The 26738-nt window shown below is 66.9% G+C and carries 22 protein-coding genes and 1 other RNA gene; 11 read left to right on the top strand and 12 right to left on the bottom strand.

Annotated elements, in window-relative coordinates; translation table 11 throughout:
* Positions 1-65: 65 nt before the first annotated feature.
* From ACO2Q9_RS13620 to dapF, 4 genes are read right to left on the bottom strand one after another with little or no spacing between them, the layout of a single operon-like run.
* Positions 66-1271 (bottom strand): class I SAM-dependent rRNA methyltransferase, encoded by a 1206-nt coding sequence (locus tag ACO2Q9_RS13620; protein ID WP_423312247.1) that lies wholly within the window; start codon positions 1269-1271, stop codon positions 66-68.
* Positions 1268-2206, bottom strand: a complete 939-nt coding sequence (locus ACO2Q9_RS13615; protein WP_423312245.1) for a tyrosine recombinase XerC — start codon at positions 2204-2206, stop codon at positions 1268-1270. The genes ACO2Q9_RS13620 and ACO2Q9_RS13615 overlap by 4 nt, the downstream gene beginning before the upstream one ends.
* Before the next feature lie 8 nt (positions 2207-2214).
* Positions 2215-2880: a DUF484 family protein gene (locus ACO2Q9_RS13610; RefSeq protein ID WP_423312243.1), complete on the bottom strand. Its 666-nt coding sequence runs from the start codon at positions 2878-2880 to the stop codon at positions 2215-2217.
* A gap of 12 nt (positions 2881-2892) precedes the next feature.
* Positions 2893-3777: a diaminopimelate epimerase gene (gene dapF, locus ACO2Q9_RS13605; RefSeq protein ID WP_423312241.1), complete on the bottom strand. Its 885-nt coding sequence runs from the start codon at positions 3775-3777 to the stop codon at positions 2893-2895.
* 52 nt (positions 3778-3829) lie between these two features.
* Between dapF and ACO2Q9_RS13600 the strand changes: the two genes are divergently transcribed.
* Positions 3830-5482, top strand: a complete 1653-nt coding sequence (locus ACO2Q9_RS13600; RefSeq protein ID WP_423312239.1) for an MBL fold metallo-hydrolase — start codon at positions 3830-3832, stop codon at positions 5480-5482.
* Between the two features lie 29 nt (positions 5483-5511).
* Here ACO2Q9_RS13600 and kdpE read toward each other — a convergent pair whose 3' ends face one another.
* From kdpE to rnpB, 7 genes are all read right to left on the bottom strand, one after another.
* Entirely contained in the window at positions 5512-6240 is a 729-nt protein-coding gene (gene kdpE / locus ACO2Q9_RS13595; protein WP_423312237.1) for a two-component system response regulator KdpE, read from the bottom strand.
* Positions 6237-8942: a DUF4118 domain-containing protein gene (locus tag ACO2Q9_RS13590; RefSeq protein ID WP_423312235.1), complete on the bottom strand. Its 2706-nt coding sequence runs from the start codon at positions 8940-8942 to the stop codon at positions 6237-6239. Before ACO2Q9_RS13590 ends, kdpE begins: the two co-directional genes overlap by 4 nt.
* Before the next feature lie 127 nt (positions 8943-9069).
* Positions 9070-9654 (bottom strand): potassium-transporting ATPase subunit KdpC, encoded by a 585-nt coding sequence (gene kdpC / locus ACO2Q9_RS13585; protein ID WP_423312233.1) that lies wholly within the window; start codon positions 9652-9654, stop codon positions 9070-9072.
* An 11-nt stretch (positions 9655-9665) separates the two neighbouring features.
* Positions 9666-11783: a potassium-transporting ATPase subunit KdpB gene (kdpB, locus tag ACO2Q9_RS13580; protein WP_423312231.1), complete on the bottom strand. Its 2118-nt coding sequence runs from the start codon at positions 11781-11783 to the stop codon at positions 9666-9668.
* 13 nt (positions 11784-11796) lie between these two features.
* Positions 11797-13488: a potassium-transporting ATPase subunit KdpA gene (gene kdpA, locus ACO2Q9_RS13575; protein ID WP_423312229.1), complete on the bottom strand. Its 1692-nt coding sequence runs from the start codon at positions 13486-13488 to the stop codon at positions 11797-11799.
* Position 13489: 1 nt separating this feature from the next.
* Complete coding sequence (locus ACO2Q9_RS13570) at positions 13490-13588, bottom strand: potassium-transporting ATPase subunit F (RefSeq protein ID WP_423312227.1); 99 nt, start codon at positions 13586-13588, stop codon at positions 13490-13492.
* Positions 13589-13875: 287 nt separating this feature from the next.
* Positions 13876-14234: RNase P RNA component class A (gene rnpB, locus ACO2Q9_RS13565), an RNA gene on the bottom strand.
* Between the two features lie 49 nt (positions 14235-14283).
* Between rnpB and ACO2Q9_RS13560 the strand changes: the two genes are divergently transcribed.
* Positions 14284-15978, top strand: a complete 1695-nt coding sequence (locus ACO2Q9_RS13560) for an NAD(P)/FAD-dependent oxidoreductase (protein ID WP_423312225.1) — start codon at positions 14284-14286, stop codon at positions 15976-15978.
* 24 nt (positions 15979-16002) lie between these two features.
* On the opposite strand, the gene ACO2Q9_RS13555 is transcribed toward ACO2Q9_RS13560, so the two are convergent.
* Positions 16003-16470: a GNAT family N-acetyltransferase gene (locus ACO2Q9_RS13555; RefSeq protein ID WP_423312223.1), complete on the bottom strand. Its 468-nt coding sequence runs from the start codon at positions 16468-16470 to the stop codon at positions 16003-16005.
* Between the two features lie 248 nt (positions 16471-16718).
* On the opposite strand from ACO2Q9_RS13555, the gene ACO2Q9_RS13550 reads away from it, so the two are divergent.
* The 9 genes from ACO2Q9_RS13550 (at position 16719) to ACO2Q9_RS13510 (ending at position 26230) form a co-directional block, all read left to right on the top strand.
* Complete coding sequence (locus ACO2Q9_RS13550) at positions 16719-17543, top strand: phytanoyl-CoA dioxygenase family protein (protein WP_423312221.1); 825 nt, start codon at positions 16719-16721, stop codon at positions 17541-17543.
* A 37-nt stretch (positions 17544-17580) separates the two neighbouring features.
* Positions 17581-18555, top strand: coding sequence for an ABC transporter substrate-binding protein (locus ACO2Q9_RS13545; protein ID WP_423312218.1), 975 nt, complete (start codon positions 17581-17583; stop codon positions 18553-18555).
* 7 nt (positions 18556-18562) lie between these two features.
* Positions 18563-19438 (top strand): ABC transporter permease, encoded by an 876-nt coding sequence (locus ACO2Q9_RS13540; RefSeq protein WP_423312216.1) that lies wholly within the window; start codon positions 18563-18565, stop codon positions 19436-19438.
* Entirely contained in the window at positions 19435-20217 is a 783-nt protein-coding gene (locus ACO2Q9_RS13535) for an ABC transporter ATP-binding protein (RefSeq protein ID WP_423312214.1), read from the top strand. Before ACO2Q9_RS13540 ends, ACO2Q9_RS13535 begins: the two co-directional genes overlap by 4 nt.
* 22 nt (positions 20218-20239) lie before the next feature.
* The gene (gene hutC, locus ACO2Q9_RS13530; RefSeq protein WP_423312212.1) at positions 20240-21013 is read left to right on the top strand and encodes a histidine utilization repressor; all 774 of its coding nucleotides are present in this window, start codon (positions 20240-20242) and stop codon (positions 21011-21013) included.
* 71 nt (positions 21014-21084) lie between these two features.
* Positions 21085-22653: a histidine ammonia-lyase gene (gene hutH / locus ACO2Q9_RS13525; RefSeq protein WP_423312210.1), complete on the top strand. Its 1569-nt coding sequence runs from the start codon at positions 21085-21087 to the stop codon at positions 22651-22653.
* Positions 22654-22669: 16 nt separating this feature from the next.
* Positions 22670-24391, top strand: a complete 1722-nt coding sequence (hutU, locus tag ACO2Q9_RS13520; RefSeq protein ID WP_423312208.1) for a urocanate hydratase — start codon at positions 22670-22672, stop codon at positions 24389-24391.
* A 2-nt stretch (positions 24392-24393) separates the two neighbouring features.
* Complete coding sequence (locus ACO2Q9_RS13515) at positions 24394-25407, top strand: ornithine cyclodeaminase family protein (RefSeq protein WP_423312206.1); 1014 nt, start codon at positions 24394-24396, stop codon at positions 25405-25407.
* A 10-nt stretch (positions 25408-25417) separates the two neighbouring features.
* Positions 25418-26230 (top strand): phosphate/phosphite/phosphonate ABC transporter substrate-binding protein, encoded by an 813-nt coding sequence (locus ACO2Q9_RS13510; RefSeq protein WP_423312204.1) that lies wholly within the window; start codon positions 25418-25420, stop codon positions 26228-26230.
* The last annotated feature ends 508 nt before the right edge of the window (positions 26231-26738 follow it).

Below are 26738 nucleotides of genomic sequence, written 5' to 3'. Positions count from 1 at the left end.
AGGGGTCCCCAAAACAGCAAGCTGGGGAGTTTATGCCCGATTGCAAGGCAGCGCCGTGATCATGGTCACGGCTTGCGCACGACCACCAGCCCCTTGAGGTATTCGCCTTCCGGAAAATTCACCGTCATCGGGTGGTCCGGCGCACCGCCCATGCGTTCGCTGATGAAGCCGTCCACGCCTGCGTCCGTGCCGGCCGAGGCCACGATCTTGTGGAACAGGTCGGCGCTCACGCCGCCCGAACACGAGTAGGTGAACAGCACGCCGCCCGGCTCCAGGATCCTGAAGGCCAGCCGGTTGATGTCCTTGTAGGCACGCGCGGCCTTCTCGGCATGCGCCACGGTGGGCGCGAACTTCGGCGGGTCGAGCACGATGGCGTCGAAGGTGCGGCCCTCGCGGCCGAACTCGCGCAGCGATGCATTCACGTCGGCTTCGATGAAAGTGGCGTGGCCGGGGTCGAAGCCGTTCAACGCAACATTGCCTTTCGCACGCTCGATGGCCGGGCCGGACGAGTCGATCGAGGTCACGTGCCCCTCGCCTGCCAGGCCCGCTGCGCGCTGCCCGGCCAGCGCGGCGACGCTGAAGCCGCCGGTATAGCAATAACAGTTGAGCACGCGCTCGAACCGGCGGCGCGCCACCGTGCGGGCAAAGCGCTCACGGCTGTCGCGCTGGTCGAGGTAGAAGCCGGTCTTGTGGCCTTCCGCGATGTCCAGCGTGAGTTGCCATTCATGCTCGCGGATGGTGATTTCCGTCGGCCCGTCGCCCCGCAGCCAGCCTGTAACGGGCTCGAGGCCCTCGAGGCCGCGGGAGCTGGCGTCGGAACGCTCGTACAGGCGCGTGAGACCGGTGTGCTCCAGCAACGCGTCGGCCAGCACCGGCTTCCAGCGCTCCATGCCGCTCGACAGGAACTGCGCCACCAGCGTGTCGCCATAGCGGTCCACGATAAGCCCCGGCAACCCATCGGACTCGCCGTGCACGAGGCGGATGCCGTCGCTGTTCACGTCGAAAAGCAGCCGCGCGTCGATCGCCGCTTTCACGAGGAATGAGAGGTAGGCCGCGTCGATGCGCTGCGTTTCGTCGAAGCTCCACACGCGCGCACGGATGCGCGACGCCGGGCTGAACGACGCCCACGCCAGGAACTCGCCGGTGGACGACTCCACCCGCACGGTTTCGCCCGCGTCGGCGCCGCCCCTGGCGATGGCGGATTCGAATATCCAGGGATGGCGGCGCTGCAGTGAGCGCTCCTTGCCTTCCCGCAAACGGAGGGTTTTCATGTCTTTCGGGTTGCCCGCGCGCGCGGATGCGCGGCATCGTAGGCTTTGGCCAGATGCTGGAAGTCCAGGCGTGTGTAGACCTGCGTGGTGGTGATGTTCGCGTGGCCCAGCAGTTCCTGCACGGCGCGCAGGTCGCCGCTGGACTGCAGCACATGGCTGGCGAACGAATGGCGCAGCATGTGCGGATGCACCGGCGCGGCGAGCCCGGCGCGTGCGCTGCGCTGCTTGAGGCGTTGCCACACGGCCTGCGCGGAAAGGCGCGTGCCGTTGCGGCCGATGAAGAGTGCGGGTTGTGTTCTGGCGGCGGCAGGCTTCGAATCGCGCGCGGCCAGCCATGCCCGCAACGCGTCCATCGCCTGCGAGCCCACGGGCACGCTGCGCCGCTTGCTGCCCTTGCCCAGCACATGTGCCTGCGCTTCCTGCATGTCGACCCAGCCCCGCGCTTCGTCGCCTGCCGTCACATCGAGGCCCACGAGTTCGCCCACGCGCAGGCCGCTGCCGTAGAGGAGTTCGATCATGGCGATGTCACGCGCTTCGAGCCACGGGTCGGCCTCGGGATCGCGCGCGTCGGCGAACTGCATGGCATCGTCCACGCCCAGCGCCTTGGGCAAGGGCTTGGGTGCCTTCGGCGCACGCACGTCCTGCACGGGGTTGCTGGTCACCAGACCTTCGCGGCCCAGCCATGTGTAGAAGCCGCGCCAGCCCGACAGGATGAGCGCAATGCCTCGTCCGCTGCGGCCGGCCCCATGCATCTGCGCCACCCAGCGGCGGATGTGCGCGTTCTGCACCTGTGCGAGCGGCACGCCAGCCTGCGTGGCGTTGTCGGCGAGCTTGTGCAGGTCGAGCGAATACAACTCGACCGTGCGGGCAGCCAGCCGCTTTCCGACGCGCACGTGTTCGAGGTAGCGTTCGATCAGTGCGGCGTCGCCGGACATGGGCGGTGTCAGCTGCGCAGGCGCGAGAGCGCGGCGCTGGCGAGCTCGGAAATGCGCTCGAGGAAATCGGTGCCCATCTCGCTGTTGAATCGCTGTGGATCGGGCGACGACAACACGATCAGGCCGAACGCCTGGGGCGCCGCGCCTGCACGCAACGGGATGAGCGCAAGCGACATGGCCGAGCCCGGATCGGGCAGCCAGTTGGCGGGCTCGAAGCCGGAGTTCATGCCGCAATACGGTGTGGTGAGCGAGGACGCGAACAAACGTGCGTCTTCGCTTGCGCCCTGCGCGAAGGCAGAACCGGCGAACGCATCGGCCACGCCCCAGACCTTGATGGCGGCCTGTGGCACGAGGAACTGCTCCTTCAGTTCCTCGACGATGGTCACGGGCAGCATCTCCGCTTCACGCGTGAGCAGCAGCGTGCGGATCCAGCGTTGCAGCTTGTCCGCAATGATCATGTTCTCGTTGCTGTTGCGGATCATGTCCATGATGCGGTGCTCCAGCGCCTTGATCTTCTCGCGGAGCATTTCGGCCTGGCGTTCCTGCAGGCTCACGGCACGGCCACCGTGCGGGCTGGACAGTTGCACGCTGGCCAGCAACTGGGCATGGCGCTCGAAGAAGTCGGGCGTATGGACCAGGTAGTTGGCGATGTCGTCTTCAGTGATCGGATTCATGAAAAGGTGTGTTCAGGAAAGTTCGGGGATGTCGTCGGGAACGTCGATTTCCCCCTGGAATACGGTAACGGCGGGGCCGGTCATGAGCACGGGCTGCCCTTCGCCCGCCCATTCGATGGTCAGCAGACCGCCGCGCGTCTCGACATCGACGCGAGCGTCGAGCAGGCCGCGGCGGATGCCCGCAACGACCGCCGCACAGGCGCCGGTGCCGCAAGCGAGCGTTTCGCCAGCCCCGCGCTCGTAAACGCGCAGGCGGATCCGGTCGCGGCCGATGATCTGCATGAAGCCCGCGTTGACGCGGCGCGGAAAGCGCGCATGGCTTTCGATCAGCGGGCCCTGCACGGCCACGGGCGCGGTGTCCACGTCGGCCACGACCTGGACCGCATGCGGGTTGCCCATGGACAGCACCGACACCGGCACGGCGGTGGCGGTCACATCGGGCAGCACGAGCGGCCAGGCTTCCCAGCCGCCTGCTTCGACCGGCTGGAGGCCGCTGGCATCGAAGGGCACGCGCGCCAGGTCGAAGACGGGCGCACCCATGTCGACGGTGACGCGGCCGTCTTCATTGAGGCGCGGTTCGATGATGCCGGACAGCGTCTGCACGCGCACGGCGTCCTTGGTGGTCAGACCCGCGTCGCGCACGAAGCGCACGAAGCAGCGCGCGCCGTTGCCGCACTGCTCCACCTCGCCGCCGTCGGCGTTGTGGATGGCGTATTCGAAGTCGATGCCCGCTGCCGGCGATGGCCGCACTGAGAGGATCTGGTCGGCACCCACGCCGAAATGGCGGTCCGCGAGGAAGCGGTATTGCGCGGCCGACAGGTCGAGCAGGCCGCGCGTCTCGTCGAGCACGACGAAATCATTGCCGGCGCCCTGCATCTTGGAAAAGCGGATTCGCATGTCAGGGATTATCACCTCGTGGATGAAGCCCCGGCTGCCGATAATGGTGCGCATGGTCCGCCCCGCACAACTCCTGTACCCCTCACGCGAACCCGCACCCCTGCGCCCTGCCGCCACCGTGCTCCTGCTGCGCGACACGCCCGACGGCGTGCAGGTGCTGATGACCCGCCGCTCGATGACGGCCAGCTTCGCGCCCGGCGCCTATGTGTTCCCCGGCGGCGGCATCGACCCGGCCGACGAGCAGGCGCATGCGATCGCGGCGCAGCGCCCCACGCAGAGCGGCCTGCACCTGACGCAGGCCATCGCCGCCATCCGCGAAAGCTTCGAGGAACTCGGCCTCCTGCTGGCACGCCGCGCGGACGGCAGCGCCGCGAACGCGCAGGACATCGCATCGCTCGACCGCAAACCGCCCGCCGGCGAGACCTTCGCGTCGCAATGCCAGGCGCGTGGCCTCACGCTGGCGGCCGACACGGTGTACGTGCTGGCCCACTGGATCACCGACCGTGACCTGCCGCGCCGTTTCGACGTGCCCTTCCTCGTCGCGCGCATGCCCGAAGGCCAGGAGCCCGTGGCCGACGAGTCCGAACAGTTCGAACCCGTCTGGGTGCGCCCCGCCGACGCTCTGGCCCGCCATGCAAAGGGCGACTTCTTCATCATCTTCCCGACCATCCGCACGCTGGAGCGGCTGCAGCATTTCAGGACCGTGGACGAGGTGCTCGCCGCCTGCGCCAGCGAGAAGCCGCTGTGGACCAGTTGCCCGCGCGCCGGTTTGCTCGACGGCAAGGAAGCCCGCTTCATGGAGCAGGACCATCCGTATGGTGAACTTGCGCTGGTCTGCCCCGACGGCCAGATCATCCATGCACTGGACTGGCAGAACGAACGGCCTGTCCCGCTGCTCAAGAACGTGCAGCGCCTGACCGCCGCCAACGCCGGCATCATGACCGGCCCGGGAACCAACAGCTATCTGGTCGGCGACCCGGACAGCGGCTACATCGCCATCGACCCCGGCCCGGTCGATGATGAGCATCTGGAGCGCATCTGGCGCGCCGCGGGCGGCAACATCCGCTTCATCGTGTGCACGCATTCGCATCCGGACCATTCGCCCGGCGCGCGGCCGCTGCAAGCGCTGTGCAAGGACAAGCCACCCATCCTCGGCGTGCCGTCGGCCGACACCGCGCGACCCGACAGCCGCTTCGCGCCCGACCGCGAGCTGGTCGACGGCGGGGAGCTCGCGCTCACCGGCCGCGACGGCACAACACACACCTTGCGCGCCATCCGCACGCCTGGCCATGCGGCGAACCACGTGTGCCTTGCGCTGCTGGAAGACGGCCTGCTGTTCTCGGGCGACCATGTGCTCAACGGCAGTACGACGGTGATCAACCCGCCGGACGGGGACATGAGCGACTACCTCGATTCGCTCGACAAGCTGTCGGCCACCTGCGAAGCGCTCGGCCTCGAATTCATCCTGCCGGCGCACGGCTATGCCATCAGGGCTGCAGGCGAGGTAATTTCCCACCTGAAGGCCCACAGGCTCAAGCGCGAGGCCAAGGTGGCAGCGGCCATGCGCGCCATGCCTCAAGGAAGCACGCAGGACTGGGTCAGGCTCGCGTATGACGATGTGCCGGAGCGGATGTGGCCCGTTGCTTCACGTTCACTGCTGGCGCACGTGAAGCGCATCGAGGCGATGGGGTTGGCGAACCTCTGATTCCGTTCTCCGCGAATGTACGCCTTCGCTCAGGCCGTCCCATCGCCGCCAGACACAACAAGCCTGTAACCCACTGCCGTTTCAGTGAGCAGGTGCCGGGGCTGTGCCGGGTCGGCCTCGAGCTTCTGTCGCAGGTGGCCCATGTAGATGCGCAGGTAGTGGCTCTGTCCGGTGCTCGATGGTCCCCACACTTCCCGCAGGAGCTGTCGGTGCGTCATCACCCGGCCCGCATTGCCGATGAGCACGCCCAGGAGGCGGTATTCGGTCGGCGTCAGGTGCACTTCCTGGCCCGCCTTGCGCACGACGCGGGCATTGCGGTCGATCTCGACATCGCCGAAGCGGAACACGGGGTCGGCCGGCGACTCACCCGCCCCGGCCGTGGCAGCCCGGTTGCGGCGCAGGTTCGCGCGCAGCCGCGCGAGGAGTTCGCCGGTGCCGAACGGCTTGGCCAGGTAGTCGTCAGCGCCGGCATCCAGCGCCACGATCTTGTCCGCTTCGTCGGTCCGGGCGGACAGCACCACGATGGGCACCTGCGACCACGCACGGACATCGCGGATCAGGTCGACGCCATCGCCATCGGGCAGGCCCAGGTCGAGCACGATCAGCGTCGGCTGGCGCGTGCCCGCCTCGATCAATCCGCGCTGCTTCGTCGCAGCTTCGAACACCTGCCAGCCTTCTGCCTCCAGCACGGTGCGGACGAAGCGCCGGATCTGCGCTTCATCTTCGATGATGAGGACGATGGGTGCCGAGGAATTCATTCCGGAAGTGCGGCGATCAATGCGGGCGGCTCGCGCCGGGGCAGGTGGATCGTGAATTCTGCTCCTCCCGCCGGCGCGTTCGCCGCCGCGATGCGGCCACCATGCGCCTCCACGATGGTCTTGCAGATCGCCAGCCCGAGCCCCACGCCGGGGCGCGACGACTCCGGCTCGCCCCGCGTGAATTTCTCGAACAGTTCGTGCTCGCGGCCACGCAATGCGGCGGGAAGCCCGGGCCCGTGGTCGCGCACGCTCACGACGAGTTCGCCGGGCGTGGTGTGCGCGCGCAGTTGGATCAGGCCTTCGCCGTGCTTGACCGCGTTCTCCACGAGATTGGCCAGAACGCGCTCCATCAGCGTGGCGTCGAACTCCACCAGCGGCAGGTCCGCCGGGATGCCGATCTGCACCTTGCGCTCGCCCAACACAGCCTGCAGGTTGCGCAGCGCGGTACCGACCACTTCCTCCAGCGATTGCCATTCCATGCGCAGGTTGATCCTGCCGCTTTGCAGGCGCGACATTTCGAGCAGGTTGTTCACCAGGCCCGAGAGCGCGCGGGCCTGCTTCACCAGCGCCCGGGCCGATTCGGCCTGCGCTTCGGTGAGCGGCCTGGAGACAGCGAGCGTTTCCGCCAGGCCCATCAGCGCCGTCAGGGGCGTGCGGATGTCATGCGACATCGACGCCAGCAGCGCGTTGCGAAGGTGTTCCGACTCCATTTCCACCAGCGCGCCCTGAGACACCTCGACGTAGTGCACACGCTCCAGCGCAATGGCGATCTGGCGCGCCAGCGTCTCCAGGTGCTGGCGCTGCTCGGGGATCGACAGCCACCGCGGATGCGCAGGTTTCACCGCGAGCACGCCGCGCACGCGCATCGGGGCACGCAGCGCCACGTAGTGCCATGTATGCGCCGACAGCGTTCCGGTGGCCAGCCCCGCCGGCTGACCGTTGCGGAACGCCCAGTCCGCCACGCTGGCATCGAACCCTTCGGACGCATGACCGGCCACCACGAGTTCGTCGCGCGCGTCGGTGCACAGCACCAGGGCCTGCCCGCCGAAATGCGCCTGCACCGCCGCCTCCCCCTGCTCCACCACCTGCGAGACCATCAACGCCCCGGACAATTCCCGTGTGAGCGCAAACAGCGATTGCGCGCGCCGCTCCCGGCTTGCGGCCACGTCGGCCTGGAAGCGCAGCCCCGCCGTGAGTTGCCCGGTGATCAGGCCGACCGCCAACATCACCGCGAACGTCAGCAGGTACTGCACGTCGGCCACGGCGAACGAAAAGCTCGGCGGCACGAAAAAGAAGTCGAAGGCCGCGACGTTCAGCACGGCCGCCCATGCCGCCGCGCCGCGGCCGAAGCGCAGCGCAACCAGCACCACGCCCAGCAGGAACAGCATGGCGATGTTGGCCTGGTCGAGCCGGCCATGCAGCGGCGAGGCAAGCAGGGTGATGGCCGCGCTGGAGGCCACCGCCCACAGGTAGCGCGGCAGATGGCGCGTCCAGCCGGTTGCGGTCGCTTCGACCGCCTCGTCCACTTCGCTCGAAGCGATGCGGCCCAGGCGGCGCGTGCTGCCCTCTCCGCCCACGACGACGACATCGACGTCCGGCGCGAGCGCGAAAAGGCGGCTTCGCACGCCCCGACCCGGCCACAGGAAACGCCCGCGTCGCGGACGGCCGGTGATGACGATCGAGCAATTGAGACGCTGCGCGTGCGCCACGAGTTCGCTCGCCGCATCGGCGCCGGCAAGCACGGCGTTGCCGGCGCCGAGGTCCTCCGCCAGTTTCAGCACGGCGAGGATGCGGTCCCGTTGCGCGGCGGGCAGCCGTCGAAGCGCAGGCGTCTCGACATAGGCGGCATGCCAGTGCACGTTCAGCCGCCCGGCAAGCCGCGCAGCGGCCCGCACGACCTGTTCGTTGCCCTCGTCCGGCCCGACGGCCGCGAGGATGGCGCCCGCCGTGTTCCACACCGGCGAAATCGATTGCTCGACGCGGTAGCTGCGCACGTCGTCCTCGACGTGCTCGGCCGTGCGGCGCAGCGCGATCTCGCGCAGCGCGATCAGGTTGCCCTTGCGGAAGAAATTCTGCGTGGCGCGCTCTGCCTGCTGTGCGATGTAGACCTTGCCGGCTTTCAGCCGCGCGATCAGCTCGTCGGGCGTCACGTCCACCAGCACCACTTCGTCGGCACCGTCGAGCACCGTGTCCGGCACGGTCTCGTGAACGCGGATTCCGGTGATCGCGCCAACCGTGTCGTTCAGGCTTTCGAGGTGCTGGACGTTCAGCGTGGACCACACATCGATGCCGGCGTCCAGCAGTTCCTGAACGTCCTGCCACCGCTTGGCGTGGCGCGAACCCTGCACATTCGAATGCGCCAGCTCATCGACCAGAAGGATGTCGGGCCGACGCTGCAATGCGGCGTCGAGGTCGAACTCCGACAACTGGCGACCGTTGTAGTCGACTTTCCTGAGTGGCAGCGTGGGCAGGCCTTCGGTGAGTTGCACCGTCTCGCTGCGTCCATGGGTCTCGACAAGACCGACGAGGATGTCGCGCCCTGCCTGGTGTTCGCGGCGGGCGGCGCCCAGCATGGCGAAAGTCTTGCCAACGCCCGCACTCGCCCCGAAGTAGATGCGCAACCGTCCCCGACGGGCCTCGTCCGATTCCCGGCGCAACTGCTCGAGCAGCGCGTCGGGGTCAGGGCGTTGGAGGTCTTCCATGTTCGTTACGATCTCTGCGTCGCGCGTCCCAGGCAATGCAGGCCCATGCTATCAGCATGGGGGTGAACATGGCGGCCAGCGCAAGCAGCGCGCTCAGCAGGTCGGGAAGCATCACATCGTCGCCCGCTTACTTTGCAGCCAGCTCATCCAGCGCCAGGTTGAGCTGCAGCACGTTGACGTGCGGATCGCCCAGCACCGCGAGCCACGGCTTCTGCACATGCTGCTCGACCAGCGCCATCACCCGGCCCTGGTCGAGACCGCGCGCCTTCGCCACGCGCGCCGCCTGATAGCGCGCTGCCGCCGGGCTGATGTGCGGATCCAGCCCGCTCGCGGAGGCGGTGACCAGGTCGACCGGCACCGGCGCCGTGTTGCCCGGATCGGCGGCGCGCAGCGCCGCGACGCGCGCCTTCACGGCATCGAGAAGCGCGGGGTTGAGCGGGCCGAGGTTGGACCCGCCGGACGCGGCCGCGTTGTAGGGCGTGGGCGCCGTCGCCGACGGCCGGCCCCAGAAGTGGCGCGGGTCGGTGAAGTTCTGCCCGATCAGCGCAGAGCCGACGGGCTTGCCGTCCTTCACCACCAGGCTGCCTGCGGCTTCGTGCGGGAACAGGGCCTGCGCCGCGCCGGTGACGGCCAGCGGATACGCCACGCCGGTCACGAGTGTGAGGGCGGCGAACAGCACGAGTGCCGGCCTCAGGATGGATTCGTTCTTCATGGGTTTCTCCTTCAGGCGAGCCCGATGGCCGCCAGCACGATGTCGATCAGCTTGATGCCCACGAAGGGCACCAGCAGGCCACCCAGGCCGTAGATGGCCAGGTTGCGGCGCAACAGCGAGGCTGCACCGATGGCACGGAAGCGCACGCCCTTCAACGCCAGGGGAATCAGCACGACGATGATCAGCGCATTGAAGATCACCGCCGACAGGATGGCGGACTGCGGGCTCGCCAGTTGCATCACGTTCAGCGCGGACAGTTGCGGATAGGTGGACACGAAGATCGCGGGGATGATGGCGAAGTATTTCGCCACGTCGTTGGCAATCGAGAAGGTGGTGAGCGAGCCGCGCGTCATCAGCAGCGCCTTGCCGGTCTCGACCACTTCCAGCAGCTTGGTCGGGTCGGAGTCCAGATCCACCATGTTGCCGGCCTCCTTGGCCGCCTGCGTGCCGCTGTTCATCGCCACCGCGACGTCGGCCTGGGCCAGTGCCGGTGCGTCGTTGGTGCCGTCGCCCGTCATGGCCACCAGGCGGCCGCCGCTCTGATAGTCACGGATCAGCTTGAGCTTGTCTTCGGGCGTCGCCTCGGCCAGGAAGTCGTCCACGCCGGCCTCGGCAGCGATGGCGGCAGCCGTGAGCTTGTTGTCGCCGGTGATCATGATCGTGCGGATGCCCATGCGACGCAGCTCGGCAAAGCGTTCGCGGATGCCGGTCTTCACGATGTCCTTGAGTTCGATGACGCCGAGCACGCGATCGCCTTCCGCCACCACCAGCGGTGTCGAACCGCGACGCGCCACTTCGTCGGCCGTGCGCGTCACTTCGGTGGGCATGGCGCCGCCCAGCGCTTCGACATGACGGCGGATCGCGTCGGCGGCGCCCTTGCGCAGGGCACGCGGTCCGGCAGCACCCTCGGCGGGAAGATCCACGCCGCTCATGCGCGTCTGCGCACTGAAGGGCACGACCTGTGCGCCTTCCACCGGCCGGTCGTCCACGCGCTGGCGGCGCGCGAATTCGACGATCGACCGGCCTTCGGGCGTTTCGTCGGACTGCGAAGCCAGCAGCGCGACGCGCGCGAGGTGCACATCGGTGATGCCGGGCGCGGCAACGAAGGCCGAGGCCTGGCGGCTGCCATGCGTGATGGTTCCGGTCTTGTCCAGCAGCAGCACGTCCACGTCACCGGCCGCCTCCACCGCACGGCCCGAGGTGGCGATCACATTGGCCTGCATCATGCGGCTCATGCCCGCCACGCCCACGGCCGACAGCAAGCCGCCGATGGTGGTGGGGATCAGGCAGACCAGCAGCGAGATGAGCGCCGTGAGCGTGACGATCTGGCCCGCACCGGATGCCTCGACGCTGAAGATGGAGAAGGGCAGCAGCGTCACGGTGACCACCAGGAACACGATGGTCAATGCGATCAGCAGGATGTGCAGCGCCACTTCGTTCGGCGTCTTCTGCCGCTTCGCGCCTTCGACCATGCCGATCATGCGGTCCAGGAACGATTCGCCCGGGTTCACGCCGACACGGATCACCAGCCAGTCGGACAGCACGCGCGTGCCGCCCGTCACCGAGGAGAAGTCGCCACCGGATTCACGCACCACCGGTGCCGACTCGCCGGTGATGGCGCTCTCGTCCACCGAGGCGACGCCCTCGATCACCTCGCCGTCCAGCGCGATGGTGTCGCCAGCCTCGACCAGCACGACGTCGCCCTTGCGCAGCTGCGCGCCCTCGCACGGCAACCAGCGCTGGCCATGGAACGCCTTGCCCTGCGCGACCTGCTGCACTTCAAATCGCTTGGCCCAGACGGACTTCTTCATGCCGCGCAGCGACGCCGCCTGCGCCTTGCTGCGACCTTCAGCCAGGGCCTCGGCGAAGTTCGCGAAGATCACGGTGAACCACAGCCACAACGCGATGGTGAAGGTGAAGCCCGCGGACCCGCTGCCGCCCTGCAGCGCCTGCACCCAGAGCAGCGTGGTGACGATGCTGCCGATGTAGACGACGAACATCACGGGGTTGCGCCACTGCACCTTCGGGCTCAGTTTGGCCAGGGCACTCCACAGCGCCGGTTTGACCAGTGCAGGGTCCAGAAGCCGCAGTTGCTTCGATTGCGGCTGGATCGATGTCTTGTTGTTCATGATTCCTTCTCCCTCACTGCACATGCCAGAGCATCAGGTGCTCGACGATCGGACCCAGTGCCAGGGAGGGCACGTAATTGAGAAGACCCACCAGCAGCACGGTGCCGACCAGCAGGACGACGAAGAGCGGCCCATGCGTGGGCATGGTCCCGGCAGTGACGGGCAGGCGCTTCTTGGCCGCCAGCGCGCCGGCGATGGCCAGCACCGGAACGATCACGCCGAAGCGGCCGATCCATACCGCGATGCCCAGCAGCGTGTTGTAGAACGGCGTGTTGGCCGACAGCCCCGCGAACGCGCTGCCGTTGTTGTTGGCCGCAGAGGTGAACGCATAGAGGATTTCGCTGAAGCCATGCGCACCCGGATTCGCGATGCCGGCCTTGCCCGCAGACGCCAGCACGGCCAGCGACGTGCCCAGCAGCACCACGAGCGGCGTCACCAGGATCACCACCGACGCGAGCTTCATTTCATAGGCCTCGATCTTCTTGCCGAGGTATTCGGGCGTGCGACCGATCATCAGGCCCGCGATGAAGACCGCGAGGATCGCGAACACCAGCATGCCGTAGAGACCCGAACCCACGCCGCCGAAGACCACTTCGCCAAGTTGCATGAGCATCATCGGCACCATGCCACCCAGCGGCGTGAACGAGTCGTGCATGGCATTGACCGCACCGCAGGATGCCGCAGTCGTGATGGCCGCGAACAGCGTGGACGCGGCAATGCCGAAGCGGACTTCCTTGCCCTCCATGTTGCCGCCCGACGTGTCCACGCCGAGCTGTGCCAGTTGCGGATTGCCCGCCTGCTCGGCGGGAATGGCAACCAGCACCGCAGCGACGAACAGCACGGTCATCGCGGCCAGTACGGCCCAGCCCTGGCGGATGTCGCCCACGCCACGGCCGAAGGTGAAACACAGGCCGGCCGGAATGGCGAAGATCGCCAGCATCTGCAGCAGGTTGGTCCAGGCATTCGGGTTCTCGAACGGATGCGCGGAGTTGGCATTGAAGAAACCGCCACCGTTGGTACCCACCATCTTGATGGCCTCCTGCGATGCGACCGGTCCCATTGCCAACTGCTGTGTCGCGCCCACGGCCTGCACGTCCTTGTAGGCGTCGAAGTTCTGGATGACACCCTGCCCGGCCAGCACCAGCGCGACCACCAGCGACAACGGAACCAGCAGCCACAGCGTGGCACGCACGAGGTCCGCCCAGAAATTGCCCACACCGGCAGCCGAGCGCTGCGCGAACCCGCGGATCAGCACGAATGCCACGACGATGCCCGTCGCAGCGGACAGGAAGTTCTGCCCGGCCAGCGCCACCATCTGCGTCAGGTAGGCCATGGTGGATTCGCCGCCGTAGCCCTGCCAGTTGGTATTCGTGACGAAACTCAGGGCCGTGTTGAACGACGAATCGGGCGACACAGCGCCCATGCCTGCCGGATTCAACGGCATCAGTTGCTGCATCCGCTGCATGCCGTAGACGAACAGCGCGCCGATGCCGTTGAACGCGAGCAGTGCGAATGCATAGCGGGTCCAGGGCATCGAGGCGTCCGGGTCCACACCCGCAGCGCGGAACAGGGGCGCCTCCACGCGGCGCATCCAGGCCGCATGCCTGCCTTCGAGCAGCGCAGCCATCCAGCGGCCGAGCGGCCAGGCAATGACGGTCGTGAGACCGAGGAACAGGGCCAGCAGGCCCCAGGCGGATGCGTCCATGTCAGAACTCCTCCGCGCGCCACAGCGCATACACGAGGTAGGCGAGCAGCGCCAGCGCGCTGAACGCACCGAAACCGTAGAGCGTGGCCATGTCGATCATGACCGCTCTCCCTTGCCCGGTGCGAGCGCTGCAAGGCCGCGCACCAGCAAAGCCATCAGGGCCCACAGCCCGATACCGAGAAAAATAAAGACGATGTCCAAGGGACCTCCTGCTTTTGTCCAGACCCGACCGGCCGTCCGGCTGCGGTCCAGGGTGTGGGAAAAGTATGGAAGTGCCCGCGAAAAAACAGGATCAAAACTGCAGGGGGCGGTGTAAAAAATCCGTATATGTGCGCATGGCGTTCGTGCCCCCGCCGACGGCATTGCCACCAACGCAAGAGCGAAAAAATGTGAAGCCCGCCGATACGCCGGATTCTGTGCATCGAAACCAGCTTGCGCCGACTTCAATGTGACCGCCATTCATCTGGGCCGTGGGTTGCCCACACGGCTCGGTGCTACCTACCCGCCAACAGCCTGCGGAACCACAGGATGGAGCGTTGCCGCTCCTTGCTGGCCTACTTGGTATTGCTGCGCGCAGAGATTGCCCGTTTCACCCGGACCGGGTTGCCCCGGCCCGACTCGTCTCTGTTGCTCTGATCCTCACCTCGCGGTGGAGAGGTGTTACCTCCTGCGCTGTCCTTTGCAGTCCGGACGTTCCTCCAGTGCCGCGTTTCCGCGATTGCACCAGCGACGGCCTGGCGGGCTTCACGGGGCGTATTATCGGCGCTCTCTGCTTGATCGACACGAGCCGAAACCATGATCCGGATCTCCGAACTCAAACTGCCGCTGGAACACGCGGCCGACGCACTCACTGCCCTCGCCGCCAGCACGCTCGGCGTCGAGCCGCAGGACATCACCCACCTGCACGTGCACAAGCGCAGCTTCGACGCGCGCCGCGCCGAACTGCTGCAGGTCTACATCGCCGACGTCACGCTGGCCGACCCATCGCGTGAAGCGGCGCTGCTGGCGAAGCACGCGAAGAATCCGCACATCCAGCCCTCGCCGGACATGGCGTACCGCCTGCCCGCCGTGACGCAGCCATCCGGTGCGCTGCGGCCCGTCGTCGTGGGCTTCGGCCCCTGCGGCATCTTCGCGGCGCTGATGCTGGCGAAGATGGGCCTCAACCCCATCGTGCTCGAACGCGGCAAGACCGTGCGCGAACGCACGAAGGACACGTGGGGCCTGTGGCGCAAGAGCGAGCTCACCCCCGAGAGCAACGTGCAGTTCGGCGAAGGCGGCGCGGGCACGTTCTCCGACGGCAAGCTCTACAGCCAGATCAAGGACCCGCGCTTCCTCGGCCGCAAGGTGATGGAGGAGTTCGTGAAGGCCGGCGCGCCGCCGGAAATCCTGTACGAAGCGCATCCGCACATCGGCACCTTCAAACTGGTGAAGGTGGTGGAGACCATGCGCGAGGAAATCATCGCGCTCGGCGGCGAGATCCGCTTCATGCAGCGCGTGACGGACGTGCTGCTCGAAGGCGAGGTGGCGAACCTGCGCATGCGCGGTCTCGTCGTGCTCGACCAGGCCACCGGCCAGACGCACGAACTGCGCGCCGACCATGTCGTGATGGCGCTGGGCCACAGCTCGCGCGACACCTTCACCATGCTGCACAAACGCGGCGTGCACATCGAGGCCAAGCCGTTTTCGATCGGCTTCCGCGCGGAGCATCCGCAAGGCGTCATCGACCGCGCGCGCTGGGGTCGGCATGCCGGCAACGCGTTGCTCGGCGCGGCCGAATATCGCCTCGTGCACCACGCGAGCAATGGCCGCTCGGTCTACAGCTTCTGCATGTGCCCGGGCGGTACGGTGGTCGCCGCCACTTCCGAGCCCGGGCGTGTGGTGACCAACGGCATGAGCCAGTATTCGCGCAACGAGCGCAATGCGAATGCAGGCATCGTGGTCGGCATCGAACCCACTGACTACCCGACCACGTACCAGCACATCGACGTGCCCGAGGAAGCGCAAGGCAAGCCGCATCCGCTGGCGGGCATCGAGCTGCAACGGCGACTCGAGTCCCTGGCATTCGTACTGGGCGGCAGCACGTACGAAGCGCCGGGGCAACTGGTGGGCGATTTCGTGGCGGGCATGCCATCGACAGAGTTCGGCTCGGTCATGCCTTCGTACAAGCCGGGCGTGCGACTGGGCGATCTGTCGCAGGCCCTGCCCGGCTATGCCATCGAGGCGATGCGTGAGGCCTTTCCTGCGTTCGGCAAGAAGATCAACGGCTTCGACATGCCCGACGCAGTGCTCACCGGCGTGGAGACGCGCACCTCGTCACCCATCAGGATGGCGCGCGGCGCCGACCTGCAGAGCGTGAACGTGCGCGGGCTGTTCCCGGCGGGCGAAGGCGCGAGTTATGCGGGCGGCATCCTGTCGGCAGGCGTGGATGGCATCAAGGTCGCAGAAGCCGTGGCGGCGAGCCTGAACCTTCACGCATCGGCGACGACCTGAAGCGCCGCAGGAATTTCGCGGAAGTCATGGCGTCGTCAACGCCAGCGTCATGAAGGCGCTGTTCGGATCGTCGGTGTAGTCGCCGAACGGCCCGCACGGCACGAAGCCGGCGCTTGCGTACAACCGGCGCGCGGGCGCGAAGCCGTCCTGCGAGCCGGTCTCCAGGCTCAGCCGCGCGTAGCCGCGCCTGCGCGCCTCTTCAACGATGTGCACGAGCATCGCTCGCCCCGCGCCACGGCGGCGCAAGGCATCGGGTGTGCGCATGGATTTCACTTCTCCATGCGTTTCGTCCAGCTCGCGCAGCGCGCCCGTGCCCAGCAGCAGGCCGTCGGCGTCGCGCGCCGTCCAGAAAGTGATGTCGGGTGTTTTCAGCTTTTTCGGATCGAGCGCGTGCACGCTCTCCGGCGGCGACAGCGCATGCATGTGCCGTAGGTGTTCTTCGAGCAGCGCCAGCACGTCGGCGCGTTCGGGGTCGTCGGTCTGGATCTGCATGCGGCGGATGATGCCACGCCGCTGTCTAGACAATATTTTGGTGCATGCCTGTCCGGAGACGCACCAAGTCGACACAGAGCTTCGCACCCGCTTGTGCATGCGCTGCCGGGGCCAAGGGTTAATCTGTATGTACAGGTTGCCTTCGGACGCGAAAACTGGGAGACGTCACGAAACGGCCAGGCAACGGCGAACAGTGGCACAGCGATTGCTAGTCTTGTCTAGACAGAGTCCACCGGAGCACCCCAGGTATGGTTTCCGCAGCTTCCCTTCCCGTCACCGACGCCGACGTCGAGGCCTTCCAGCGCGATGGCGTCATCGTCGTGCGAGGCGTGTTCAGCGACTGGGTGGAGCCGCTGCGCGAGGGCATCGCCCGCCTGATGGCCAATCCGAGCCCGCTGGAGCGCTCGGTGGTGCCGGCCGACGGGACCGCTCCTTTCTTCCAGGACCTGTGCAACTGGCAGCGCATTCCCGAGTTCGAGCGCTTCGTCTGGGAGTCACCCGCCGCCGCACTGGCCGCCCGGCTGATGAAATCGCAGAGCGCGCGCTTCTTCCACGACCACGTGCTGGTCAAGCAGCCCGGCGGCAGCACCGTCACGCCCTGGCACCAGGACCAGCCCTATTACTGTGTCGAAGGCCGGCAGAGCGCGAGCTTCTGGATTCCGCTGGACGAGGTCTCGCGCGAGGTCGTCATGGAATGCGTGCGCGGCTCGCACCGCTGGGGCAAGGACTTCCGGCCCATGCGCTTCAATGGCACGCGCCTGTACGAGAACGACAACTTCGAAGTGATGCCCGACATCGCGGCCATGCGCAGCGAGCTCGACATCGCCGGCTGGGACATGCAGCCCGGTGACGCCATCGCATTCGATTTCCGCACCGTGCACGGCGCACCGGGCAACGCTTCGCCACGTTCGCGGCGCGTCTTCTCGGCGCGATGGGTGGGTGACGACGCCGTCTACGCCGAACGGGCCGGCAAGGGGTCGCCCCCCTTCACCGGCCTGACGATGAAGGACGGTGACCCGTTCGATGCGCCGATCTTTCCCGTGGTGCACGGAGCAGGCACGGCGCGTGCTTGATGTCTTTCTTTCCTCCCCTTTTTCAATGGAGCGTTCCATGTCCCTTCTGAAGCACAAGTTCTCCCGCGTCATCGCTGCAGCAGCCATCGCTGCCGGCCTGTCCGCGCCCGCCTTCGCACAGGAAACGCCTGTGGCCATCGGCATTTCCGGCTGGACCGGCTTCGCGCCGCTCACGCTGGCCAAGGAAGCCGGCATCTTCAAGAAGAATGGCCTGGACGTCACCATCAAGAAGATCCCGCAGATCTCGCGCCACCTGGCCATCGCCTCGGGCGACATCCAGTGCGCCGCCACCACGGTGGAAACCTGGATCGTCTGGAACGCCAACGGTGTCGCCGGCACGCAGCTGTTCAAGATGGACCAGGGCATGGGCTCGGACGGCATCGTCGCGCGCAACAGCATCACCAGCGTGGCCGACCTCAAAGGCAAGACCATCGCGGCGTCCGGCCCCGGCACCAGCCCCTACTTCTTCCTGTCGTGGGTGCTCAAGAAGAACGGCATGTCGATCAAGGACATCAAGCACGTGACGCTCGAGCCCGCACCGGCGGCCAACGCCTTCGTCGCCGGCACGGGCGACCTGGACGCCGCCGTGACGTACGAGCCCTACCTCAGCCTGGTCAACAGCAAGCCCGAGTCCGGCAAGCTGATGGCCGACTCGCTCAAGTACCCCGCCGTGTTCGACACCTTCGGCTGCACGCCCAAGTTCATCAAGGACAACCCGAAGGCTGCCAAGGCACTGACGGAAAGCTACTTCGAAGCGCTCGACATGATCAAGGCCGACAAGATGAAGGCCTTCGGCATCATGGGTGCCGACGTCAAGCAGACCGCGGAAGCCTTCGAGAAGTCGCAGTCCAAGATCATGTGGGCCGACCGCGAAGAGAACATGAAGTTCTTCAACGGCCAGATCCAGGCCTTCAACGCAGAAGCCGCCCCGCTGCTGCTCGAAACCGGCGTGATCAAGGCCATTCCGGCCAACCTGAACGCGCTGTTCGACACCAGCTTCCTGAAGAAGTAAGCACGCGATGCAGGCGACACCCTCTTACGAAGAATCCAAAGCCGTGCCGGCCGCTGTGCCGGCGGGTGCGGCGCCTGCCGTGCCCGCCGCGCCGCGGCGCCAGCGCATGAAACTGTTCACGCCCGTGTCGCCCACTGCTCGGGTGATGCTGGGCATTTCTTTCTTCGTGTTGTTCCTGTGCGTGTGGACGCTGATCACCGTCACGGGCTGGGTGCCGCAACACTTCCTGGCCACGCCGCTGCTCACGCTGCAATCGGGCTGGGAACTGTTCGCCAGCCAGAACTTCATCCATGACGTGGGCATGACCGTGTGGCGCGTGGTGGGCGGCTTCGTCATCGCGGCGGTCATCGCGGTGCCGCTGGGCATCATGATGGGCGCGTACAAGCCCATCGAGGCTTTCTTCGAACCCTTCGTGTCGTTCGCGCGCTACCTGCCCGCGTCGGCCTTCATCCCGCTGCTGATCCTGTGGGTGGGCATCGGCGAGAAGCAGAAGCTCTCTGTCATTTTCCTCGGCTGTTTCTTCCAGCTCACGCTGATGGTGCTCATGATCGTGAGCGCCACGCGCCGTGACCTGGTGGAAGCCGCCTACACACTCGGCGCCAAGGATGCCGGCGTGATCCGCCGCGTGCTGCTGCCGGGTGCCGCGCCCGAGATCGCCGAAGCATTGCGCCAGGTGCTCGGCCTGGGCTGGACTTATGTCATCGTGGCCGAGCTCATCGGCGCGGCCTCGGGCATCGGCCACATGATCGTCGACAGCCAGGCCCTCATGGCCACGGACCACATCATCGCGGGCATCGTCGTGATCGGCCTGGTCGGCCTCGCATCGGACCTGCTGTTCAAGAAGGCCAACCAGATGCTGTTCCCCTGGAGCCTCATCCGATGAGCCGTTTATCGATCCGCAACGTCGGCAAGACCTTCCCCGGCCTGCGCGGCAAGCCGTCCACACAGGCGCTGCAACCCGTGAGCCTGGAAGTCGCCGACAACGATTTCATCACCGTGCTCGGCCCGTCCGGCTGCGGCAAGTCCACGCTGCTGCGCCTGGTGGCGGGACTCGAGACGCCGAGCGAAGGGCAGATCCTGCTCGACGGCCAACCCGTCTACGAGCCGGGCGCAGACCGCGGTGTGGTGTTCCAGAGCTACACGCTGTTCCCCTGGCTCACCGTTCGGCAGAACATCTGCTTCGGCCTGCGCGAGAAGAACATGCCGGCCGCACAGCAGCGCGAAATCAGCGAGCACTTCATCGAGAAGGTGCGCCTGCGCGGCTTCGAAGACCACTATCCCAAGCAGCTGTCGGGCGGCATGCAGCAGCGCGTGGCCATTGCACGCGCGCTCGCCAACGACCCGAAGATCCTGCTGCTCGACGAGCCGTTCGGCGCGCTGGACAACCAGACCCGCGTGCTCATGCAGGAGCTGCTGCTCGGCATCTGGGAGTCGGCGCGCAAGACCGTGCTCTTCGTCACGCACGACATCGACGAAGCCATCTTCATGGCCAGCCGTGTCGCGGTATTCAGCGCACGGCCCGGCCGCATCAAGGCGGATGTGCCCGTGAACCTGCCGCATCCGAGGCACTACACCATGAAGACCACGCCCGAGTTCATGGAACTCAAGGCGCGGCTCACCGAAGAAATCCGCGCCGAGACGCTGGCCTCGGCAGAACACTGACACACCGCTCAACCGGCGAACCATGTCCACCGCAACCTCCAGCGTCAGAAGCGCCACGACCGGGAAGTCCAGCACTCCGTCGGCGCTGTACCAGCAGGTCAAGGACTTCATCGCGCGCAAGATTTCCGATGGCTCCTGGAAGCCCGGTGATCGCGTGCCCTCCGAAGCCGACCTGGTCGCCGAGTTCGGCATCGCGCGCATGACCGTGAACCGCGCACTGCGCGAGCTGGCGGACCAGGGGCGCATCGTCCGCGTCGCCGGCGTCGGCTCGTTCGTCGCGCAGGAGAAGCCGCAGTCCACACTGCTGCAGATCGCCAACATCGCCGACGAGATCCGACAGCGCGGACACGACTACCGCTGCGAGCTGATTTCCCTCGCACGTGTGGCAGCGCCGCTGGACGTGGCCGCCGCACTCGACCTGCGCACCGGTGAGTCCGTCTACTCCGTGATGTGCGTGCACTTCGAAGACGACGTGCCCGTGCAGTTCGAAGACCGTTACGTCAACCCGCGCATGGCGCCGGATTTCATTCATGAGGACTTCGAGAGCGCCACGCCTTCGGAATACCTCGTGAAGCATGTGCCGTTCGACCAGATCGAGCACGTTGTCGACGCCGTGCTGCCGACGCCCGAACAGGCAGCGCATCTGCAGATGCCTGCGAACCAGCCCTGCCTGCTGCTCACGCGGCGGACCTGGTCGGCGGGCGTGCCCGTCACGCTGGTGCGCTGCCTCCACCCCGGGCAGCGGTATCGCCTGGGCAGCCGCTTCCGCGCAGAAAAGCTACCCGCGCGCGGCTGAGCGCCGCATGCACATTGAAGAACACAGAGCCATTCCGTCGACCCGATATCTTGTATAGACAGGAGCAGACCATGAACACACCACGCCGCATCGTTCTGGAGTCGCAGGGCCTGTCGCTCGTGGACCTGCGCGCCATCCATTCGGGCGAGGCGGTGCTGTCGCTGGGCGATGAAGTCCGCAGCGGCGTGGCGGCGGCGCAAGCCGCCGTCGCCAACATCGTGGCCGGGGGCCAGGTGGTCTACGGCATCAACACGGGCTTCGGCAAGCTGGCGCAGACCGTCATTCCGCACGAGCGGCTGGCCGAGCTGCAACGCAACCTCGTGCTCTCGCACAGCGTCGGCACCGGCGAACCGTTGCCGGACGCGGTGGTGCGCCTCGTCCTGGCGACCAAGGCGGTGAGCCTGGCGCGTGGACATTCGGGCGTGCGGCCGGAAATCATCGACGCACTGCTCTCGCTGCTCGAAGCGGGCTTGCTACCGCGCATCCCGTCGAAGGGCTCCGTGGGCGCTTCAGGTGATCTCGCGCCGCTCGCGCATCTGGCCTGTGTGCTGATCGGCGAAGGCCGCGTTCTCACGCCCGAAGGGGAAGTGGTGACGGGCGCTGAAGCCATGAAGCGAATCGGCCTCGCGCCCTTCGTGCTCGGCCCGAAGGAAGGTCTCGCACTGCTCAATGGCACGCAGGTGTCGACCGCGCTCGCGCTGTCGGGCCTGTTCGGCGCGGAGAGCGTGTTCGCAGCCGGCATCATGTCGGGCACGCTGTCGCTCGAGGCGATCCAGGGGTCGGTGAAGCCGTTCGACGAACGCATCCACGCCGCGCGCGGCCAGCCCGGGCAGATCGCCGTGGCTGCTGCGCTGCGCACGCTTCTCGACGGCAGCGAGATCGTGCCATCTCACGCCGACTGCGGCCGCGTGCAAGACCCCTATTCCATCCGCTGCGTGCCACAGGTCATGGGCGCATGCCTGGACAACCTGGTGCACGCGGCGCGCGTGTTGACCACCGAGGCCAACGCCGCATCGGACAACCCGCTGGTCTTCACGGACACGGGCGAAGTGATTTCCGGCGGCAACTTCCACGCCGAACCCGTGGCCTTCGCGGCCGACATCATCGCGCTCGCGGTGAGCGAAATCGGTGCGATCGCCGAGCGCCGCATTGCGCTGCTGCTGGACACCGGCCTCTCCGGCCTGCCGCCCTTCCTCGTGCGCGATGGCGGCGTGAACTCCGGCTTCATGATTGCGCAGGTGACCGCTGCGGCACTCGCATCAGAAAACAAGTCGCTCGCGCACCCGGCCAGCGTGGACAGCCTGCCAACCTCGGCCAACCAGGAAGACCATGTGTCGATGGCCACCTTCGCGGCGCGCCGCCTGGCCGACATGGTGAACAACACGGCCGTCGTCACCGGCATCGAGGCCATGGCGGCCGCGCAAGGCATCGAGCTCAAGCGCGGCACCAACGGCGGCCTGCGCTCCTCCGACATCGTGGAAGCCGAATTCAGCGGCATCCGCAACAAGGTCGCCTTCATCGAGCAGGACCGTTACCTCGCCGACGACGTCGAAGCCATGCGCCTGTGGGCGCTGCGCAGCGAATGGCCGGCACCGGTCGCAGCCATCCTTCCGAGCCGCGCTGCGGCTCCCATCCACTGAACCAAAGGACTTCAACATGAACGCTCCCGAGAAGCTCCCCGCCACGGCCGACGCCGATCCGCGCCACGACCCGACCCGCGTGATCCGCGCACCGCGCGGCAGCCAGCTCCACTGCAAGAGCTGGCTCACCGAAGCGCCGTTCCGCATGCTGCAGAACAACCTCGATGCAGAGGTCGCCGAGCGCCCGCAGGACCTCGTGGTCTACGGCGGCATCGGACGCGCCGCGCGTAACTGGGAATGCTACGACCAGATCATCGCGTCGCTGAAAGACCTGAACGACGACGAGACGCTGCTCATCCAGTCGGGCAAGCCGGTCGGCGTGTTCCGCACGCATGCGGATACGCCGCGCGTGCTGCTGGCCAACTCCAATCTCGTGCCCAAGTGGGGCAACTGGGAGCACTTCAACGAACTCGACCGCAAGGGTCTGTTCATGTACGGCCAGATGACGGCCGGCAGCTGGATCTACATCGGCAGCCAGGGCATCGTGCAGGGCACGTTCGAGACCTTCGTCGAAGCCGGCCGCCAGCATTACAACAACGACCTGTCGGGCAAGTGGATCCTGACCGCAGGCCTGGGCGGCATGGGCGGCGCGCAGCCGCTCGCGGCCACGCTGGCCGGTGCGGTGTCGCTCAACATCGAATGCCAGCAGGCGAGCATCGACTTCCGCCTGCGCACGCGCTACGTGGACAAGCAGGCGAAGGACATCGACGACGCGTTCGCGCTCATCAAGCAGCACACGGCGGCGAAGGAAGCCGTGTCGATCGCGCTGCTGGGCAACGCGGCGGACATCCTGCCCGAACTGGTGAAGCGGGCAAAGGCTGGCGGCCTCAAGCCCGACCTTGTCACCGACCAGACCTCGGCGCACGACCTGATCAACGGCTACCTGCCGATGGGTTGGTCGCTCGAACAATGGCGCGCGGCGATGAAAGATCCGTCGCAGCATGCCACGCTGAAAGCCGCTGCCGCGAAGTCCTGCGCGGTGCACGTGCAGGCCATGCTGGACTTCCAGGCCATGGGTGTGCCGACCGTGGACTACGGCAACAACATCCGCCAGGTGGCCTTCGACGAAGGCGTGAAGAACGCGTTCGACTTCCCCGGCTTCGTGCCCGCCTACATCCGCCCGCTGTTCTGCGAAGGCAAGGGCCCGTTCCGCTGGGTCGCGCTGTCGGGCGATCCGGAGGACATCTACAAGACGGATGCGAAGATCAAGGAACTGTTCCCCGAGAACAAGCACACGCACCGCTGGCTCGACATGGCGCGTGAACGAATCAGCTTCCAGGGCCTGCCCGCACGCATCTGCTGGCTCGGCCTGGGAGAGCGCCACAAGGCAGGCCTGGCTTTCAACGAGATGGTGAAGAACGGCGAACTCAAGGCGCCCATCGTCATCGGCCGCGACCATCTGGACACCGGCTCGGTCGCCAGCCCCAACCGCGAAACCGAAAGCATGAAGGACGGCACCGATGCCGTGTCCGACTGGCCGCTGCTCAACGCGCTGCTCAACACCGCCGGCGGCGCCACCTGGGTCAGCCTGCACCATGGCGGCGGCGTGGGCATGGGCTACTCGCAGCATTCGGGTGTGGTGATCGTCTGCGACGGCACCGACGCGGCAGCAAAGCGCATCGAGCGCGTGCTCTGGAACGACCCGGCCAGCGGCGTGATGCGCCATGCGGACGCGGGCTACGAACAAGCCATTGCCGCATCGAAGAAACACGGCCTGAAGCTGCCGATGGTGAAGTGAATATGTCCCGAGAAATCAACCTCACGTATCTGAACCATCCCGACGTGCAAGCGCTCCAGCTCACCGACGCGGAGATCGTCGCGGCGGTGGAAGAAGGCCTGCGCGCGCAAGGCCTCGGCCAGACCACCATCGCGCCGCGCATGCACCTCGTGCCCGAGAAGGACTACCCGGGCCACTTCAACGTGCTGCGCGGCTACATCCGCACGCTGGGCGAACACGGCGTCGCCGGCGTGAAGACGGTGGGCGACTTCTACCGCAACTACGAGCACGGGCTGCCGTCCGAGCTCGCGATCCTCAACCTGTTCGATCCGAAAACCGGGGTGCCGCTGGCGATGATCGACGCCTCCGACATCACCGACATGCGCACCGGCGCGGTGACGGCCATCGGCGCGAAACATCTCGCCCGCAAGGACTCGAAGGTGCTCGGCCACATCGGCGCGCGCGGCACGTCGTACTGGAACGTGCGGCTGCTTGATGCCATCTTCGACTTCGATGAGATCCGTGTTCACTCGCGCCGCCCCGAAAGCCGCGATGCGTTCGGCGCGCAGCTGGAGAAAGACCTGGGCAAGAAGATCGTCGTCACCACCGACTGGGAATCCACCGTGCGCGGCGCTGACATCGTGGTCGAAGCCTCGCGCCTGGAGAAGCCCACGCCGATGCTCAAGACCGAGTGGATCAAGAAGGGCGCGTGCGTGATTCCCTACGGCACGATGAGTGCCGTGGAACTCTCGCTCACCGACATCATGGACAAGATGGTGATGGACGACTGGGGCCAGGCGCGCTCGGGCCCGTACGGCGCGTTGCGCGCACACGTGGACGCAGGCAAGTTCTCCGAGCAGACGCTGCACGCCGAACTCGGCCAGATCGTCGCCGGTCTCAAACCCGGACGCCAGAGCGATGACGAGACCAACCTGTTCTGGCACCGAGGCCTGTCGCTGTCGGACATCGCGCTCGGCCACGCCATGCTGGAGAAGGCGAAGAAGCTGGGCATCGGCCAGACGCTGCGCTATCGCTGAGGTCATGACCATGAGCACGCCTGTCGCCAACGCCCGCATGTATTCGGCCACGCCGCAGGTGCGCGCCGACTGGAAGGAACTGCTGGCCTGGGTGCTGCGCCGGGCAAATCTCGACTGGCCCGTGATCGACTACGACCCGCCCGCGCCGCTCAATGCGCTGTGGGCGCGCGACGATCTGGGCATCGCGATGATGTGCGGCCTGCCGTTCTCGCTGCGCGAAGCGGGCACAGTGCAGCTGGTCGCCGCGCCGGTGCCCTCGCCCGCCCGTTTCGACCGCAAACCCGTGTACTTCACCGACATCGTGGTGCGCGCGGACTCCCCCTTCCAGCGGCTGGAAGACACGTTCGGCGGCACGGTCGGCTACACGCTGGCGGATTCGATGTCCGGCGGCGTGGCCTTTCGTGCACATCTCGCGCCGTATCGTGCGCAACGCGGCAGTCGTCTCTATGCGCGCGCGGTCGGCGACCTGATCCACGCGCGCGGTGTCATCGACGCGTTGGATCGCGGCGAGATCGACGTCGGTCCGCTGGACGCGTACTACCACGAGCTGCTGCGACACAATGACCCGGCGTTCGCATCGCGCGTGCGCATCATCGCGTCGACGCAGCCCACGCCGATTCCGCCGCTGATCGCCACGGCGTCGCTCGACGATTCGACGCTCGCATCCCTGCGGTTCGCGTTGCAGGCGTCCATGCAAGCGGCGGAGCTGGCAGCCATCAGGGAACGATTGTTGCTTGCTGGCTTCGCCGTGCCCGATGCCCAGGACTACCAGTTGCTTGCCGCAATTTCGCGGCGCGTCGTACCCGCGTTCGAGGAGCTCTGAGCCGTGTCTACGCGTACCTTCGTTTGCCCGGCACAAAGTTTCAAGGCGCTCTGCGTCAGGGTGCCGGTGCTTGCCCCTGCTGCGCAGGGGTGCCCTGCGATGCTCGACGGGACGGCCACGCGGCGCAACTCACTGCGCGCTCTTCGAGCGCTTCGTTCAGACAAGCGCCGCAAGTATGAAATTGAAGCGCGCTGCGCGCGCTGGCCGTCCCACCTGCGCTTCTCGGCTGCGCACAGGCACCCTGACGCAGAGCGCCTTGAAACTTTCCAATGTGTATGGGCCCACCCTGCCTCACGGCAGTCCACTGTACGCCGGTGCGCGCTGTGTGGCGCCGAGCAGCACAGCCTTGGGGGTGGCGCGCACAGCGCGCTTCGACAACTGACTCATGGCGACTGTCTGAGCGCAGCGCTTGAAGAGCGCGTAGCGAGTTTCGCCATGCACCCCCAAGGCGAGCAGCGCAGGGAAGTCGATGCACAGCATCGACCGCCACACCGCGCGCACCGGCGTA

The sequence above is a fragment of the Variovorax sp. VNK109 genome (assembly GCF_049445855.1).
Classification (GTDB): domain Bacteria; phylum Pseudomonadota; class Gammaproteobacteria; order Burkholderiales; family Burkholderiaceae_C; genus JAGOCV01.
The sequence above is the reverse complement of the archived record's forward strand: the minus strand, read 5'-3'. Positions and strand labels throughout refer to the sequence as shown.

Excerpts from the sequence above, each read along its gene's own strand:
- ACO2Q9_RS13590 (WP_423312235.1), bottom strand. The coding sequence starts at position 8,942 with ATGGAAGACCTCCAACGCCCTGACCCCGACGCGCTGCTCGAGCAGTTG.
- ACO2Q9_RS13615 (WP_423312245.1), bottom strand. The coding sequence starts at position 2,206 with ATGTCCGGCGACGCCGCACTGATCGAACGCTACCTCGAACACGTGCGC.
- ACO2Q9_RS13555 (WP_423312223.1), bottom strand. The coding sequence starts at position 16,470 with ATGCAGATCCAGACCGACGACCCCGAACGCGCCGACGTGCTGGCGCTG.
- ACO2Q9_RS13540 (WP_423312216.1), top strand. The coding sequence starts at position 18,563 with ATGCAGGCGACACCCTCTTACGAAGAATCCAAAGCCGTGCCGGCCGCT.
- hutU (WP_423312208.1), top strand. The coding sequence starts at position 22,670 with ATGAACGCTCCCGAGAAGCTCCCCGCCACGGCCGACGCCGATCCGCGC.
- kdpA (WP_423312229.1), bottom strand. The coding sequence starts at position 13,488 with ATGGACGCATCCGCCTGGGGCCTGCTGGCCCTGTTCCTCGGTCTCACG.
- ACO2Q9_RS13570 (WP_423312227.1), bottom strand. The coding sequence starts at position 13,588 with ATGATCGACATGGCCACGCTCTACGGTTTCGGTGCGTTCAGCGCGCTG.
- kdpB (WP_423312231.1), bottom strand. The coding sequence starts at position 11,783 with ATGAACAACAAGACATCGATCCAGCCGCAATCGAAGCAACTGCGGCTT.
- ACO2Q9_RS13620 (WP_423312247.1), bottom strand. The coding sequence starts at position 1,271 with ATGAAAACCCTCCGTTTGCGGGAAGGCAAGGAGCGCTCACTGCAGCGC.
- ACO2Q9_RS13560 (WP_423312225.1), top strand. The coding sequence starts at position 14,284 with ATGATCCGGATCTCCGAACTCAAACTGCCGCTGGAACACGCGGCCGAC.
- ACO2Q9_RS13510 (WP_423312204.1), top strand. The coding sequence starts at position 25,418 with ATGAGCACGCCTGTCGCCAACGCCCGCATGTATTCGGCCACGCCGCAG.
- ACO2Q9_RS13515 (WP_423312206.1), top strand. The coding sequence starts at position 24,394 with ATGTCCCGAGAAATCAACCTCACGTATCTGAACCATCCCGACGTGCAA.
- ACO2Q9_RS13550 (WP_423312221.1), top strand. The coding sequence starts at position 16,719 with ATGGTTTCCGCAGCTTCCCTTCCCGTCACCGACGCCGACGTCGAGGCC.
- hutC (WP_423312212.1), top strand. The coding sequence starts at position 20,240 with ATGTCCACCGCAACCTCCAGCGTCAGAAGCGCCACGACCGGGAAGTCC.
- ACO2Q9_RS13600 (WP_423312239.1), top strand. The coding sequence starts at position 3,830 with ATGGTCCGCCCCGCACAACTCCTGTACCCCTCACGCGAACCCGCACCC.
- kdpE (WP_423312237.1), bottom strand. The coding sequence starts at position 6,240 with ATGAATTCCTCGGCACCCATCGTCCTCATCATCGAAGATGAAGCGCAG.
- kdpC (WP_423312233.1), bottom strand. The coding sequence starts at position 9,654 with ATGAAGAACGAATCCATCCTGAGGCCGGCACTCGTGCTGTTCGCCGCC.
- hutH (WP_423312210.1), top strand. The coding sequence starts at position 21,085 with ATGAACACACCACGCCGCATCGTTCTGGAGTCGCAGGGCCTGTCGCTC.
- dapF (WP_423312241.1), bottom strand. The coding sequence starts at position 3,777 with ATGCGAATCCGCTTTTCCAAGATGCAGGGCGCCGGCAATGATTTCGTC.
- ACO2Q9_RS13545 (WP_423312218.1), top strand. The coding sequence starts at position 17,581 with ATGTCCCTTCTGAAGCACAAGTTCTCCCGCGTCATCGCTGCAGCAGCC.
- ACO2Q9_RS13610 (WP_423312243.1), bottom strand. The coding sequence starts at position 2,880 with ATGAATCCGATCACTGAAGACGACATCGCCAACTACCTGGTCCATACG.
- ACO2Q9_RS13535 (WP_423312214.1), top strand. The coding sequence starts at position 19,435 with ATGAGCCGTTTATCGATCCGCAACGTCGGCAAGACCTTCCCCGGCCTG.